12 protein-coding genes are annotated in these 16,734 nt (G+C 30.5%); 9 read left to right on the plus strand and 3 right to left on the minus strand.

Annotated features, from left to right (window positions below; all coding sequences use genetic code 11):
* Nucleotides 1-100: 100 nt before the first annotated feature.
* Both ACULEV_RS09605 and ACULEV_RS09610 read left to right on the plus strand, forming a co-directional pair.
* Nucleotides 101-1,279 carry an acetyl-CoA C-acyltransferase gene (locus ACULEV_RS09605; protein ID WP_445458535.1) on the plus strand — a complete coding sequence of 393 codons (1,179 nt, stop codon included), beginning with the start codon at nt 101-103 and terminating at the stop codon, nt 1,277-1,279.
* Nucleotides 1,280-1,356: 77 nt separating this feature from the next.
* Nucleotides 1,357-2,118: a C40 family peptidase gene (locus ACULEV_RS09610; protein WP_445458454.1), complete on the plus strand. Its 762-nt coding sequence runs from the start codon at nt 1,357-1,359 to the stop codon at nt 2,116-2,118.
* 67 nt (nt 2,119-2,185) lie between these two features.
* Here ACULEV_RS09610 and ACULEV_RS09615 read toward each other — a convergent pair whose 3' ends face one another.
* Complete coding sequence (locus ACULEV_RS09615) at nt 2,186-3,292, minus strand: hypothetical protein (protein ID WP_445458455.1); 1,107 nt, start codon at nt 3,290-3,292, stop codon at nt 2,186-2,188.
* Nucleotides 3,293-3,359: 67 nt separating this feature from the next.
* A complete protein-coding gene (gyrA, locus tag ACULEV_RS09620; RefSeq protein WP_445458456.1) occupies nt 3,360-5,909 on the minus strand; it encodes a DNA gyrase subunit A in 2,550 nt (849 codons plus the stop codon).
* Between the two features lie 252 nt (nt 5,910-6,161).
* Here gyrA and ACULEV_RS09625 point away from each other — a divergent pair, with 252 nt between their 5' ends.
* From ACULEV_RS09625 to ACULEV_RS09645, 5 genes are all read left to right on the plus strand, one after another.
* Complete coding sequence (locus tag ACULEV_RS09625; protein ID WP_445458457.1) at nt 6,162-8,708, plus strand: ATP-dependent Clp protease ATP-binding subunit; 2,547 nt, start codon at nt 6,162-6,164, stop codon at nt 8,706-8,708.
* A 71-nt stretch (nt 8,709-8,779) separates the two neighbouring features.
* On the plus strand, nt 8,780-10,147 hold the full coding sequence (gene rimK, locus ACULEV_RS09630; RefSeq protein WP_445458458.1) for a 30S ribosomal protein S6--L-glutamate ligase: 1,368 nt from the start codon (nt 8,780-8,782) through the stop codon (nt 10,145-10,147).
* 19 nt (nt 10,148-10,166) lie between these two features.
* Complete coding sequence (locus ACULEV_RS09635) at nt 10,167-10,349, plus strand: GldL-related protein (RefSeq protein ID WP_445458459.1); 183 nt, start codon at nt 10,167-10,169, stop codon at nt 10,347-10,349.
* On the plus strand, nt 10,349-10,924 hold the full coding sequence (locus ACULEV_RS09640) for a TMEM175 family protein (RefSeq protein WP_445458460.1): 576 nt from the start codon (nt 10,349-10,351) through the stop codon (nt 10,922-10,924). Before ACULEV_RS09635 ends, ACULEV_RS09640 begins: the two co-directional genes overlap by 1 nt.
* A 15-nt stretch (nt 10,925-10,939) precedes the next feature.
* Complete coding sequence (locus ACULEV_RS09645) at nt 10,940-11,299, plus strand: DUF1304 domain-containing protein (protein WP_445458461.1); 360 nt, start codon at nt 10,940-10,942, stop codon at nt 11,297-11,299.
* A gap of 72 nt (nt 11,300-11,371) precedes the next feature.
* Here ACULEV_RS09645 and hutH read toward each other — a convergent pair whose 3' ends face one another.
* Nucleotides 11,372-12,871 (minus strand): histidine ammonia-lyase, encoded by a 1,500-nt coding sequence (gene hutH, locus ACULEV_RS09650; RefSeq protein WP_445458462.1) that lies wholly within the window; start codon nt 12,869-12,871, stop codon nt 11,372-11,374.
* A gap of 381 nt (nt 12,872-13,252) precedes the next feature.
* On the opposite strand from hutH, the gene thrA reads away from it, so the two are divergent.
* Both thrA and ACULEV_RS09660 read left to right on the plus strand, forming a co-directional pair.
* On the plus strand, nt 13,253-15,700 hold the full coding sequence (thrA, locus tag ACULEV_RS09655) for a bifunctional aspartate kinase/homoserine dehydrogenase I (RefSeq protein ID WP_445458463.1): 2,448 nt from the start codon (nt 13,253-13,255) through the stop codon (nt 15,698-15,700).
* A 94-nt stretch (nt 15,701-15,794) separates the two neighbouring features.
* Nucleotides 15,795-16,715, plus strand: coding sequence for a homoserine kinase (locus tag ACULEV_RS09660; protein ID WP_445458464.1), 921 nt, complete (start codon nt 15,795-15,797; stop codon nt 16,713-16,715).
* Nucleotides 16,716-16,734: the final 19 nt, after the last annotated feature.

Consider the following 16,734-nt stretch of genomic DNA (forward strand, 5'->3'; position numbering starts at 1 on the left):
ATAATTCTCATGCAAACTATTTTTTTTAGTTCCTAAATTATAAAAAATGCAATTTTTATCAATAAAAATAGTAAATTCGCAATTCAATTTAAAAAACCATATCATGAAAAAAGTTGTTATAGTTTCTGCAGTTAGAACACCTATAGGAAGTTTTATGGGTGCTTTGTCTTCAGTACCTGCTACTAAATTAGGAGCAACTGCTATAAAAGGAGCCTTAAATAAAATCAATCTAGACCCTAAATATGTTGATGAAGTATTAATGGGTAATGTAGTTCAAGCTGGTAATGGACAAGCTCCTGCTAGACAAGCTGCTATTTTTGCTGGTATTCCCGATACTGTTCCTTGTACTACTATAAATAAAGTTTGTGCAAGCGGTATGAAAGCGGTTATGCAAGGTGCACAAGCAATTATGACTGGTGATGCAGATGTTGTTGTTGCTGGTGGGATGGAAAACATGAGTTTAATTCCACATTACGTTCACATGAGAAATGGTGTTAAATTTGGACCAACATCACTTGTTGACGGAATGCAAAAAGATGGCCTAGTTGATGCTTATGACAACAATGCAATGGGTGTATGTGCAGACTTATGCGCAACTGAATACAATATTTCTAGAGAAGATCAAGATAATTTTACTATACAATCTTACCAACGTTCAGCAGATGCTTGGGAAGCAGGAAAATTTGATTCAGAGATTGTACCTGTAGAAGTTCCACAAAGACGTGGTGACGCCCTAATAGTTTCTAAGGATGAAGAATTTACTAATGTAAAATTAGACAAAATACCAGGTCTTTCACCCGTATTTACAAAAGACGGAACTGTTACTGCAGCGAATGCATCAACAATTAATGATGGAGCGGCTGCATTAGTTTTAATGAGTGAAGAAAAAGCAAATGCATTAGGATTAAAACCTTTAGCATATATAAAATCGTATGCGGATGCCGCACAAGAGCCAAAATGGTTTACAACTGCACCTGCTAAAGCTCTTCCAAAAGCACTTGATAAAGCTGGAATAGCTATTAGCGATATTGATTTCTTTGAATTTAATGAAGCTTTCGCTGTTGTAGGCTTAGCTAATGCTAAAATTCTTGGTTTAAAAGAAGACAATATTAATGTTAATGGTGGTGCCGTTTCTTTAGGACACCCATTAGGTTGTTCAGGAGCTAGAATTATTGTTACTTTGATAAATGTATTAAAGCAAAACGATGCAAAATTAGGTGCTGCTGCTATTTGTAATGGTGGTGGTGGTGCATCTGCAATTGTAATTGAAAGAGCATAAATTAAATTATGAATTATGAGTTTGGAATTGTAATTTTGTCCTAACTCATAATTCATTTCACTATTAGTAACAAATCAATGTTTGGAATTTGTAATCTAGCCATTATACCTCTAAGATTAGAACCGTCAGATAGAAGCGAACAAGTTTCTCAATTATTATTTGGTGAACATTTCAGAATCTTAGAAAAATTAGAAAAATGGACACAAATAGAGTCAGCATTTGATCAATATGTAGGTTGGATTGACAACAAACAGTTCCGAATACTCAATGAAAAACAATTTATTTCTATTGAACAATCTCCGACTGTTTTAAATGGAGATTTAATTGAATATATAACCGCTCCAAACAACCAATTAATTCCAATTCCTTTAGGAAGTTGTCTTTCTTTTTTAGATAATGAGCAAATAAACACTTCTAATTATGTTTTTGATGGTATTAAAGTATGTGGAATAAAAGACAAATCAAACTTAATTAAAACCGCTTTTATGTATTTAAACACTCCTTATCTTTGGGGTGGAAAAACACCTTTTGGTATTGACTGTTCTGGTTTTACACAAATGGTGTACAAATTAAATGGTTATAAAATTTTACGAGATGCTTCTCAACAAGCCACACAAGGAGACCCATTAAGTTTTATTGAAGAAAGTGAACCAGGTGATCTTGCTTTTTTTGACAATGAAGAAGGCAACATTATTCATGTAGGCATTATGATGGACGACAACTACATTATACATGCATCTGGTAAGGTAAGAATAGATAGACTAGACCACTTAGGCATTTACAATGCTGAAATAAATCGTCATACTCATAAATTAAGAGTAATTAAAAAAATAATATAAAATAATAATAAATAATAAAAGACCTCATATTGAGGTCTTTTATTATTAAATTTAAGAAGTAATTCAATTAATTAATCGTTGCTGCCTTGTCTTTCATATCAAGAATTTCATAAGCAGATCGTAATAAAATTTTAGTATTATTGTCTGAAGATTTTAACTCATATGCTTTTTCAAGATAAGGTAAAGATGATTTAAAAGTTTTCTTTCTTTTCTCCATTAACTCATCATATTTAGCTTTATCTGCAACATTCTTATTAATTTCATCAACTAATTGGCTATCATTTTTTAAGTAATCATAACCCAATGTAAAATACAACTGAAACTCAGCATCAATTAATTCTGAATCATTAGGATTCAAAGCTTTAGCTTCTTCTAGTGTTTTTTTAGTCTTTTCTATATTTTTATTTTGTAATGCTATCAAAGCAAGCATTTTATACACCTCAGGCTTTTTAGATGACATTTTTTCTTCTCTTGGGTTGTCTGCAACACCTAATTGAACTTGTTTATCTCTATCTTCCTTATTAGCATATAAAGCTTCTTTTCCATTTGTTTTTGGAGTAGCATAATAATTAATACCATTTTTTAAATAATCACTTTCTTTCAAGTCTTCATAAAATTTTTCAGCTAAAAGATAGTCTTGAGCTTGAACAGCCAATTCTGCAGAATTATTAAGTGCAATTCCTTCATTTTTAGGATCAAAAACATATAAGTTATGGAACATTAAAGATGCTTCTCTATAACTTGCCTCTTGAAAAAGTTTTGTAGCTGTACCATAAATAAAATCTCTAAACTCATATTTTTCTTTAATCAAATCGTCTGAATATATTTTTTTTCCAGATTTTTCTTCAAAAGTAATTGTTTTATCAATTACAGATCCATATTCAGCTAAAAAATCTGGATTAAATAATTTAGCTTTATCTTGCATAGTAGCACTTGCTCCCTTTGATTCAAACTCAACTGCAGGATACATTACTTTAAATAATTTAGCATACACTTTATCAGATTCTGATGAAGCAATAGTATTCAGCTTATCAGATGCTTCTTTGTAATTTTTTAAATCTTCACTAGAAATTACATCTTTGTTGTAAATCTTTTTTAACACTTTTAACTCATCTTTCTGGCTAAAAACTGTCATTGAGATTAAGGCAGCAACGCCTAAAAATAATTGTTTCATTTTTCTATTCTTTTTTATAGTTTAATTTTCAATATAAAGCCCAAAATTAATTTTGGGCTTTATATTTTTATTCATTTGTTTCATTGTTCTCTGTTGAATCAAATTCTGTACCAGAATTTTCAGGATCGTCTATCTCTGCCTCAATTTCGGATTCATCTTCTCGCAATACTTTTGTAACAGCTGCAATAGAATCTTTACCTTTTAGATTAATTAGACGAACACCTTGAGTTGCCCTACCCATTACACGCAAATCTGAAATTTCCATTCTAATAGTTAATCCAGATTTATTAATTATCATTAAATCATCTGCATCAGTTACATTATTTATAGAAACTAAAGCTCCTGTTTTTTCAGTGATATTTAAAGTTTTAACTCCTTTACCTCCTCTATTTGTTATTCTATAAATTGCCTCACCATCTTCTTCGAGCTTAGTACGTTTTCCGTAACCATTTTCTGTTACTACTAAAATTTGAGAGTCATTTACATCTTTTCCTTCCACAGAAACCATTCCAATAACCTCATCTTTATCATTTGCTAAAGTAATTCCTCTAACTCCAGAAGCTGTTCTTCCCATAGGTCGAGTCTTACTTTCTTCAAAACGAACTAATTTACCAGATTTTACTGCTATTAAAACTTGGCTATTTCCAGTAGTCAATTTTGCTTCTAATAACTCATCATCTTCCTTAATCGTTATTGCATTAATTCCATTTTGACGAGGACGTGAATACTGTTCCAAAGGTGTTTTCTTAACTTGACCTTTTTTAGTAGCCATAATGACAAAATGACTGTTGATATATTCTTCATCTTTTAAATCTTGTGTACAAATGAAAGCTTTAACTTTATCATCTGGCTCAATATTAATAAGATTTTGAATAGCTCTACCTTTGCTTGCTTTTGTTCCTTCAGGAATTTCAAAAACACGCATCCAATAACATTTTCCTTTTTGTGTAAAATACATCAAATATTGATGATTTGTTGCTACAAATAAATGCTCTAAGAAATCTTGATCTCTTGTTGCTGCACTTTTTTGACCAACTCCACCTCTATTTTGTGTTTTATACTCTGTTAAAGATGTTCTTTTGATATAACCAGCATGAGAAATTGTAATTACAACTTGTTCATCAGCTATTAAATCTTCAATACTTACATCTCCACCAGCATATTCAATTACAGAACGTCTCTCATCACCATACTTCTCTTTCATCTCAGCTAATTCCGTTTTGATAAGCTCCATTCGCAATTCTTTACTTGCTAATAATTCTTTCAAACCATTAATTAACTTCATAATATCCTCATATTCTGCACGCAATTTATCTTGCTCAAGACCCGTTAACTGACGTAAACGCATTTCTACAATTGCACGCGCTTGAATTTCAGATAATTTGAATCGCTCAATTAATTTATTTCTAGCTTCTTCCCCATCTTTCGATGAACGTATTAACGCAATTACTTCATCAATATTATCAGAAGCTATGATTAATCCTTCTAATATATGAGCCCTTTCTTCAGCTTTTCTTAATTCATATTCTGCTCTACGAACAACAACTTCATGTCTATGTTCAACGAAATAGTGGATTAAATCTTTAAGATTCAACATTTCTGGTCTTCCTTTTACTAATGCAATATTATTCACACTAAATGAAGACTGAAGTTGGGTATACTTATATAATGTATTTAAAACAACGTTAGGAACAGCATCTCTTTTTAATTCATACACGATACGCATACCGTTTCTATCCGACTCATCTCTAATGGTAGCTATTCCTTCTATTTTTTTATCATTTACTAAGTCAGCCGTTTTTTTAATCATATCGGCTTTATTCACTTGATAAGGAATTTCAGTAACAATAATAGCTTCTCTATTATTAGATTCTTCAAAACCTGCCTTAGCACGCATGACAATACGACCTCTTCCAGTTTTAAAAGCCTCTCTTACTCCTTCATATCCATATATAATACCACCTGTAGGAAAATCTGGTGCTTTTACATATTGCATTAATTCATCAATTTCAATATCATTATTATCAATGTAAGCCAAAGTACCATCTATAACTTCAGAAATATTATGAGGAGGCATATTGGTTGCCATACCTACAGCAATACCCGAAGCTCCGTTAATTAGCAACGTAGGAACTTTTGTTGGCAATACTTTTGGTTCTTCTAATGAATCATCAAAATTCAATTGAAAATCTACTGTTTCTTTTTCAATATCTGCCAACATATCTTCAGATATCTTACGCATTCTTGCTTCTGTATAACGCATTGCAGCCGGACTATCTCCATCTACTGAACCAAAGTTACCTTGACCATCTACCATTAAATATCGTAAACTCCATTCTTGAGCCATACGAACCATAGCATCATATACAGATGTATCTCCATGAGGGTGGTACTTACCTAAAACTTCTCCAACAATTCTTGCTGATTTCTTATAAGCACTATTAGACCTAATTCCTAATTCATGCATACCAAATAATACTCTTCGATGTACAGGTTTTAAACCATCTCTAACATCTGGAAGCGCTCTCGATACAATAACTGACATTGAATAATCAATGTAAGCTGATTTCATTTCATCTTCAATGTTAATAGGAATTAATTTTTCTCCTTCAGACATAAGTATTTATATTAAAATTATATTTTTTCTTAAACGTGCCAATATACGGCTTTTAAACTTTTTACCCCTTAATTTAAACGATAAATTTAAACGATTTATTAACAATCTATTCTTAAAAAAACATATTAAAAGAACTGACAAGAATTTTTTTTTGTCATTTTTTTTTTGTCAATTAGCTATTCATTCTATAAAAGGCATATTTTTTGCTTATTAGCTGATATCTTAGTATATTTACATTTACAATTTTTACATATGGACGATAATTTTTCACCAAGAGTTAAAGATGTTATTTCATTCAGTAAAGAGGAAGCCTTACGATTAGGTCACGACTTTATTGGCACTGAACATCTTATACTTGGTTTACTTAGAGAAGGACAAGGGAAAGCAATGGCTATCTTAAATAATCTTGCAGTAGATTTTGATTATCTAAGAAAAAAAGTTGAAATATTAAGTCCTACTAATTCTGTGCCGGTTCAAAATAATGATAAAAAAAATCTTCATCTTACCCGTCAAGCAGAAAGAGCCTTAAAAACTACTTTTTTAGAAGCCAAGTTATATAATAGTGCAACTATTAGTACTGCTCATTTGTTGTTGTGTATTTTGCGTAATGAAAATGACCCAACAACTAAATTATTAAATAAATTAAAACTAGATTATGAATTGATTAAAGATCAATACACCGCTATGATAACAAACGAAAACGATTATACAGAAGACTTACCTAAGGCAGAATTTAATGAAGATTCTGGGCAAGAGGAAGGTGCTAGAGACAGTGGTTTTAATAACCCAACCTCTGGGAGCAAAACCAATAAAAAATCTAAAACTCCAGTTTTAGATAATTTTGGTCGTGACTTAACAGAAATGGCAGAAGAAGGAAAACTAGACCCTGTAGTTGGTCGTGAAAAAGAGATAGAAAGAGTCTCACAAATATTAAGTAGAAGAAAGAAAAATAACCCTTTATTAATTGGTGAGCCTGGTGTGGGAAAATCAGCAATTGCAGAAGGATTAGCACTTAGAATTGTTAAGAAAAAAGTTTCTAGAATTTTATTTAATAAAAGAGTAGTCACTTTAGATTTAGCAAGTTTAGTTGCTGGAACAAAATATCGTGGTCAGTTTGAAGAAAGAATGAAAGCAGTCATGAATGAATTAGAAAAAAATGACGATATAATTCTATTCATTGATGAGATACATACAATTGTTGGTGCAGGTGGAGCAACAGGTTCACTAGATGCTTCAAATATGTTTAAACCAGCTTTAGCTAGAGGTGAGATTCAATGTGTAGGTGCAACTACTCTTGATGAATATCGTCAATATATTGAAAAAGATGGTGCATTAGAAAGACGTTTTCAAAAAGTTATTGTAGAACCAACTTCTGTAGATGAAACATTAACAATTTTACACAACATCAAAGGCAAGTATGAAGATCATCATAATGTAACTTACACAGATGAAGCTATTGAAGCATGTGTTAAACTTACTAATAGATATATGACTGATCGTTTTCTACCAGACAAAGCAATTGATGCATTAGATGAAGCTGGTTCAAGAGTTCACATTATAAATATTGATGTTCCAAAACAAATTTTGGAATTAGAAAAGCAATTAGAAGATGTGAGAGAACTTAAGAATACTGTTGTTAAAAAACAAAAGTATGAAGAAGCTGCTAAATTAAGAGATGATGAAAAGCGTATTGAAAAAGAATTAGCCATTGCTCAAGAACAATGGGAAGAAGATGCTAAAACAAATCGTGTTACAGTAACAGAAGACAATGTGGCAGATGTAGTTTCTATGATGACAGGAATACCTGTTAATAGAATTGCTCAAACAGAAAGTAATAAATTAGCAAAACTTCCAGAATTAATAAAAGGAAAAGTAATTGGTCAAAATGACGCTGTTGAAAAAATAGCAAAAGCCATTCAGAGAAATAGAGCTGGATTAAAAGACCCTAACAAACCTATTGGTTCTTTCATCTTTCTAGGACAAACTGGTGTAGGTAAAACCCAATTAGCAAAAGTATTAGCAAAAGAATTATTTGACTCTGAAGATGCATTAATTCGTATTGACATGAGTGAATACATGGAAAAATTTGCAATATCTAGATTAGTTGGTGCTCCTCCTGGTTATGTAGGTTATGAAGAAGGTGGACAATTAACGGAAAAAGTAAGAAGAAAACCATATTGTGTAGTACTTCTTGATGAAATTGAAAAAGCACACCCAGATGTTTTTAATATGATGCTTCAAGTATTAGATGATGGTCATTTAACAGATAGTCTTGGTCGTAAAATAGATTTCAGAAACACTATAATCATCATGACATCTAATGTAGGTGCTCGTCAATTAAAGGATTTTGGTCAAGGAGTTGGTTTTGGAACTTCAGCAAAAACACTTCAAGCAGATGATCATTCAAAAGGAATTATTGAAAATGCATTGAAAAAAGCTTTTGCTCCAGAATTCTTAAATCGTATTGATGATGTAATAGTATTTAATGCATTAGAAAAAACAGATATCGATTTGATTATTGATATTGAAATGGATAAATTATATCTTAGAATTAAAGATTTAGGTTATGATTTAAAATTGTCTGAAAAAGCAAAAGATTATATCGCAGAAAAAGGATTTGACAAGCAGTTTGGAGCAAGACCTTTGAAAAGAGCTATTCAAAAATATGTAGAAGATGCTCTTGCAGAAGAAATTATAACTTCTAAAATTCATGAAGGTGACCAAATTTTTATGGATCTAGATGAAACAAGTAATGAGCTCACCATAAAAATTAAGAAATCTGAAAAACCTACTAAATAGTAGGTTTTTTTTAAATACAAAAAATTATATTTCAAAAAAAAATACTACTTTAGAAGTAAATTAAAATCATAATGCAAGACAAAGTAATTGTTGGTAGTGAAGAATGGTGTTCCTTTCCTACTCTAGGTATTCCCACCATAAAAGCGAGAGTAGATTCAGGAGCAAAAACATCTGCTTTACATGCTACCAACTTAAAAACATTTCAAAAAGATGGAATCGATTGGGTAAAATTTGACATTAACCCAATTCAAAATAATGCCAAAACAATAATTCATTGCGAGGCTCAATTAGTAGATCAGAGGATTGTAAAAAGTTCTAGTGGTTATAGAGAAAGAAGATTTGTTATAAAAACAAATTTAGAAATAGGTGGCAAAAAATGGGAAGTTGAGCTTACTCTTACTAATAGAGATTCTATGGGGTTTAGAATGTTATTAGGTAGAGAAGCTATGTCTGGAAGAATATTAGTTGATCCAGAAAAAAAATACTTATTAGGACAACCAACAAATGAAAAATTAAAAGAATTTTATTTTGATAATTCAATTGAGAAAAAAGGCTTACGAATTGGTCTTTTAGCTAGTAATCCAGAATTATATAGCAACAAGCGTATAATTGAAGCTGGTGAATTGAGAGGACATGAAATGCATTTTCTTAATTTGAAGTATTGCTACATGAAATTAGATGCAGATAATCCTGAAATACATTACAGAGGTGGCAAGATTTTAAATGATTTTGATGCAGTAATACCAAGAATAAGACCAAGTATGACTTATTATGGTTGTGCTTTAACACGACAATTTGAAGCCCTAAAAGTATTTGCATTAAACAATGCTGCTGCCATTACGCAATCTAGAGATAAATTATTTTCATTACAACTACTTTTAAACAGCGGAATAGACATTCCAACAACTGGTTTTGCAAATTCCCCTTTAGATACAGATGACTTAATTAAAATGGTAGGTGGCTCACCTTTAATTGTTAAACTTCTTGAAGGAACTCAAGGTAAAGGAGTTGTTTTAGCGGAAACTAAAAAAGCTGCGGAATCTGTAATTAATGCATTTAAAAGCTTAAATGCCAATATATTAGTTCAAGAATTTATCAAAGAAGCAAATGGTAAAGATTTAAGACTATTTGTAGTAGATGGAAAAGTTGTGGCTGCAATGCAAAGAGAAGCTGCTCCTGGAGAATTTAGAGCAAATATTCATATGGGAGGTTCTGCTTCAATTGTAAAAGTTACTCCTGAGGAAAAGAAAATTGCAATAAAAGCTGCTAAAGCAATGGATTTAAAAGTTGCTGGAGTCGATATTATACGATCAAGTAAAGGACCTTTATTATTAGAAGTAAATTCGTCTCCAGGTTTAGAAGGAATTGAAGGTGCTACAAATAAAGACATCGCAGGTGAAATGATTAAAGCTATTGAAAAGAATTTTAAATGGAAGTAATTTAATAAACTTTTTAAAAATGAAAGAACAATATAAAATTCCTTTAGTATTATTTCTATTTGGAATGGTTATTACAATTATTGGAAGTCTATTTAAAATTATGCATTGGCCATATAGTAATCTACTATTAATTTTTGGAATGATTTCTGAAATATTAGCTATATTTATAGTTATTCGAATTATTTTAAAACCTAAAAAATAATGAAAAAAAATAGACTTGAAGCATTTAGTGATGGTGTTTTAGCTATTGTAATTACCATCATGGTACTTGAGCTTAAAGTTCCTGAAGGTTTTGAATTTATTGATTTAAAAGTATTAGCTCCTAAGTTTTTAAGTTATATCTTGAGCTTTATTTATATTGGAATATATTGGAATAATCATCACCATTTGATGCATACTGTCAATAAGGTTACATCAGGAATATTGTGGGCAAACATGAATCTCTTATTTTGGCTATCACTAATTCCTTTTACAACTTCATGGGTTGGTGAAAATATTCAACATTGTGATCCAATGTCATTATATGGTTTTAATTTATTGATGGCTGGAATTTCTTATTGGATACTAAGTAATAGAATTATAGCCGCTGAAGGAGATAATTCAATTTTAGCAAAAGCAATCGGTATAGATTTAAAAGGCAAAGCATCTGTAATAATCTATGCATTAGCAATTGCATCATTACAATTGGTTTCTTGGATAGCTCCAATTTTATATATATTTGTAGCAATTATGTGGATTATTCCAGATAAAAGAATTGAAAAATCTATTGAACATTAAAATAAATATTAAAAAATGAATCTACTTTCTCAAATTTTGGTTGCATTTATTGCTTTATTACACTTCTATATTTTATGGCTAGAGATGTTTGTTTGGACAACTCGTGGTAGAAAAGTTTTTAAAACGATACCCTCTGATTTGTTTGAAAAGACAAAAGTAATGGCCGCTAATCAAGGTTTATATAACGGTTTTCTTGCAGCCGGATTAGTTTGGTCTTTATTTATTTCAGATATTGCTTGGTCAAAAAATGTAGCTGTTTTCTTTTTAATGTGCGTTTTAGTAGCTGGACTTTACGGTTCTTATTCTGCTTCAAAAAGAATATTTTTTGTACAAGGAGTTCCTGCAATTTTAGGATTAGCAAGTTTATTTTTTTAATTCAGATAATAGAAATAAAAAATGGCTTATCGAATTAAAAATTGATAAGCCATTTTTTTATGTGTATTACAATTATTCCTTATCTATTTGAAAACTTTGTAAAAAAGCAATTGTTTTTTCAATATCATAATGTAAAATTCTATCCTCATCAACAAAAGATACTTCTTCTCTATAGGATTTCAAAAACATTTCTATAAACTCACTTGATTTTAAAGGTCTTCTAAATTCGATTGCTTGTGAAGCATTTAACAATTCAATAGCTAAAACACGTTCTAAATTATCTATAATACGCAATGTTTTTGTTGCTGCATTTGCTCCCATACTTACATGGTCTTCTTGACCATTACTAGAAACTATACTATCAATACTTGCTGGTGTAGCTAATTGTTTATTTTGGCTAACAATACTTGCTGCAGTATATTGAGGTATCATAAAACCAGAATTCAAACCTGGATCATTTACTAAAAAAGCAGGTAAATCTCTTAACCCAGAGATTAATTGATAGGTTCTTCTTTCAGATATACTTCCAAATTCAGCTAAAGCAATTCCCAAAAAGTCTAAAGCTAAAGCTAAAGGCTGTCCGTGAAAATTTCCACCTGAGACAATAAGATCTTCGTCTACAAAAATATTTGGATTATCAGTAACCGAATTAATCTCAGTACGAAATACTCGCTTCACATAGTCGATAGTGTCTTTGCTAGCTCCATGAACTTGCGGAATACATCTAAAAGAATAAGGATCTTGAACATGCTTTTTTTCTTGTCCAATAATTTCACTTCCTTCTAATAATTCTCTAAAGCGTTCAGCTGTTTGTACTTGACCTTTATGTGGACGAACTAGATGGATTAAATCGGTAAATGGTTCTAGTCTACCATCAAAACCTTCTAAAGAAATTGCACCAATAACATCTGCCAAATAAGACAGTTTACAAGATTTAATTAAAATATAAACACCATAAGCACTCATAAACTGAGTTCCATTTAATAACGCTAAACCTTCTTTAGATTGTAAAACGATAGGCTTCCAATCCATTTTATCAAGTACTTTAGATGCTGGTTGTCTAAATCCATCTTGATATACTTCTCCTTCACCAATTAAAGGTAGTGATAAATGTGCTAAAGGTGCTAAATCACCACTTGCGCCAAGTGAACCTTGATTATAAATAACTGGTACTATATCATTATTGTAAAAATCAATCAAACGCTCAACTGTTTCAAGTTGAACTCCCGAATGACCGTAACTTAAAGATTGTATTTTTAATAATAACATTATTTTTACAATCTCTTGTGGAACTTCTTCACCTGTACCACAGGCATGAGATTTTACCAGATTTTCCTGTAATTTTGACAAATTTTCATTTGAAATTTTTACATTACATAAGGAACCAAATCCTGTATTAATCCCATAAATTGGCCTCTCATTGGATTTTAATTTATCATTCAAATAAGTCCTACATTTAACAATATTAGCTCTAGCTTCTTCAGATAATTCTAATTTTAAATTTTGTAAAATAATTTTCTCTATTTGATCAATCGAAAGTAAATCAGAACTTATATAATGTATTGTTTCCATTTTCAGTAATTAAAAGCCCAAAATTCCGCAAACAATTGTTAAAAAACAACAATTTTAACTACTATTTTATTATCATATTGATAATCATATAGTATCAAATTTATCAAAATCATTTTTTCTATAATTTAAAACATTATAAAGTATGGTATTCGTAAAAATGCATTACTTATTTTTTACCCAAAAAATATATTCTATATTTGAATAATGTTAAATAACAAAGAAATATATAAAACTACCTTTTCAACCGACACTTCGGTTGGCTCTTTTGTTATAACAACAATTATTACCCCTTAGGGGTATACTCTTTTACATATAATCCCATATTATATATTTTTCATTCGAAAGATAAACTTCTAATTATATTTTATTAAATAAACAATCATGAACGTATTAAAATTTGGTGGAACATCTGTTGCCAATGCACAAAATATCTCAAAAGTAATTGAAATAATTACAAAAAAATCACAAGAAGACAAACTAATAGTTGTAGTATCAGCCTTAAGTGGCATTACAGATTTATTGCTTTCAGCATCTAATACTGCCGCAAAAAAAGACAAAAACTATAACGAGCAATTAAATTTAATAAAGGCAAAACATTTAGAAGTCGTTGAAACTTTACTTACTTTAGATAAAAAAAATGATTTAATTGTTATTTTAGACAAAGAACTAGAACAATTAAAAACTTTATTAGATGGTTGTTTTTTATTAGGCGAATTAACTCCACGTACTCTCGATATAATTTTGAGTTTTGGAGAGCTATTATCATCACAAATTATTGCTGTTGCTCTGGAGAAAAAAATTACTCGCTCTCTTTTTAAAGATAGTAGAGAAATAATAAAAACAAATGCAAACTTTGGTAAAGCAGCAGTCGATTTTAAAATAACAAACGAATTAATTCAAAATTATTTTAAAAGTGTAGACGCATCTGTAGTTCTATTTCCAGGTTTTATAGCCTCATCAATAAATGGCAACACAACTACTCTAGGTCGTGGTGGTTCCGATTATACTGCTGCTATTTTAGCTTCTGCTTTGAATGCTAATTCTTTAGAAATTTGGACCGATGTGAATGGAATGTTTACTGCCAATCCAAAAATTGTGAAACAAGCCCAACCTATTGCTTCTATTTCCTATCAAGAAGCTATGGAGTTGTCTCATTTTGGAGCTAAAGTCTTATATCCACCAACAATACAACCTGTTCTAAATTCAAATATTCCTATTTGGATTAAAAATACTTTTGAACCAGAAGCTTTTGGTACATTAATTTCAAATGATTCTAAAACCAATGGAAATCCTATTAAAGGAATTTCACACATAGAATCTATTGCATTAATAACCGTTGAAGGTTCTGGTATAATTGGTGTTTCAGGGTCTTCAAAACGTTTGTTTGAAACTTTATCAAATCATAATATTAATGTCATTTTCATCACTCAAGCCTCATCTGAACATTCAATTTGCATTGGTATACAAAATCAAGATGCCGAGGCAGCAAAATCAGCAATAGATACAACTTTTGAGATTGAAATAACGCAAAATAAAATTGATGCTTGTGTTGTAGAAGAAGATTTATGTATTGTTGCTTTAGTAGGTGAAAAAATGAAGAATCATCAAGGCTTAAGCGGCAAAATGTTTAGTACATTAGGAAAAAATAATGTTAATATTAGAGCAATTGCTCAAGGTGCTTCTGAACGAAATATTTCAGTAGTAATTGCTAAAAAAGATGTCCAAAAAGCATTAAATACACTACATGAACGCTTTTTTGAGGAAAATACTAAACAATTAAATTTATTTGTTATGGGAGTTGGTAATGTAGGAGAAAAATTCATTAATCAAATTTACCAACAAAAGAAATTCTTAAAAGAAAATTTAAAATTAAACTTAAGAGTCATCGCTTTGTCCAACTCTAAAAAAATGTACTTTGATGAAGATGGGATTTCATTAAAAGATTGGAAAAAATTATTAGTAGAAGGAGAAACGGCAAATAAAGAAGAATTTATCACTAAAACAAAAGCATTTAATTATCGTAATAGTATTTTTGTCGATATCACTGCTAATAATGAGGTAGCTACTATTTATGATCAGTTTTTAAAAGAGAATATAGCAGTTGTTACTTGTAATAAAATTGCAGCATCTTCTCAATATGATAATTATAAAAACTTAAAGTATTTATCGCGTAAATTTAATGCTCCTTTTTTATTTGAGACTAATGTTGGTGCAGGTTTACCAATAATAGACACCTTAAAACATCTTATTGTTTCTGGAGATAAAGTACATAAGATTCAAGCCGTTTTATCTGGAAGTCTGAACTTTATTTTCAATAATTTTAGTGAAACCTATTCGTTTCATGATGTAGTAAAAGAAGCTGGAGTACAAGGTTTCACTGAACCAGATCCAAAAATTGATTTAAGTGGAATTGATGTAGCTCGAAAAATACTAATCCTTATTAGAGAAAGTGGTTATGAAATGGAAATTGAAGACATTAAAAACAATTCATTTCTTCCTGAAGAATGTATGAATACTACAAATAATGACGATTTCTTTACTTCTTTAATAAAACATGCTTCCCATTTTGAAAATTTATTGGTTCAAGCCAAAGAAAAAAATAGTAGATTAAAATTTGTAGCCACATTTGAAAACGGTAAAGCCAGTGTTGGTTTAGAATTCATTCCTCCAAACAGTCCTTTTTACAACTTGGAAGGAAAAGATAATATCGTCCAGTTTTACACAGACAGATATGTAGACCAACCTTTATTAATAAAAGGTGCTGGTGCTGGTGCAGATGTAACAGCTTCAGGAATTTTTGCAGATGTAATTCGAATAGGAAATGTATAATTGGGTTGAAAGTGGGAAAAGAAAAAACAGAAGCGTTCAACAACCATCTAAGTTTTTATTTTTTACTTTATGACATTTATAACTTTAAAATTTTATGACTACTATTAAAATATTCTGCCCAGCAACAATAGCCAATTTAAATTGTGGGTTTGATGTCATGGGTTTGTGCCTAGAAACTATTGGTGATGAAATGATTTTTAGAAAATCAGCAGTAAAGGGAATTCAAATTACCAAAATAACTGGTGCTAATTTACCATTTGAAGCAACTAAAAATGTAGCTGGAGTTGCTGCTTTAGCACTTATTGAAAATTTAGATTTAGATTTCGGATTTGAAATAGAAATTCATAAAAAAATTAAAGCTGGTAGTGGAATTGGTAGTTCTTCTGCAAGTGCTGCTGGAGCAGTTTTTGGAATCAATGAATTATTAGGCAACCCTTTTTCTCGAAATCAATTAGTCTATTTTGCAATGAAAGGAGAAGCAATTGCTAGTGGTAGCGAACATGCAGATAATGTAGCTCCTTGTCTACTAGGTGGTTTTACCCTAATAAGAGGTTATAATCCACTAGATGTAATTAAAATTGATGCTCCTAACGAATTATATGCTGTTGTTTTGCACCCGCATATTGAAATAAAAACAGCAGATGCTCGTGCTGTACTTGAGCCTACAATTCCTTTTCAAAATGCAATTACACAATGGGGAAATTTAGGTGGCTTAATCTCAGGGTTGTATACCAATGATTATGAATTAATTAGTCGCTCCTTGCAAGATGTGGTAATAGAACCATTTCGAAAACATCTAATCCCAAATTTTGACGATGTAAAAAATATAGCTATACAAAATGGTGCTTTAGGTTCAGGGATTTCTGGTGCTGGTCCTTCTATTTTTGCTTTATGTAAAGGAGAAAATACTGCTAATAAAGTAGCTAGTGCAATGAGAGAAACATATTTAAAAACCAATATTTCTTTTGATGTTTATATTTCTAAAATAAACGATGAAGGAGTCAAAATAATTTAAAATACTAATTTTATTAAAC

This window comes from Flavobacterium sp. HNIBRBA15423 (assembly GCF_052655965.1).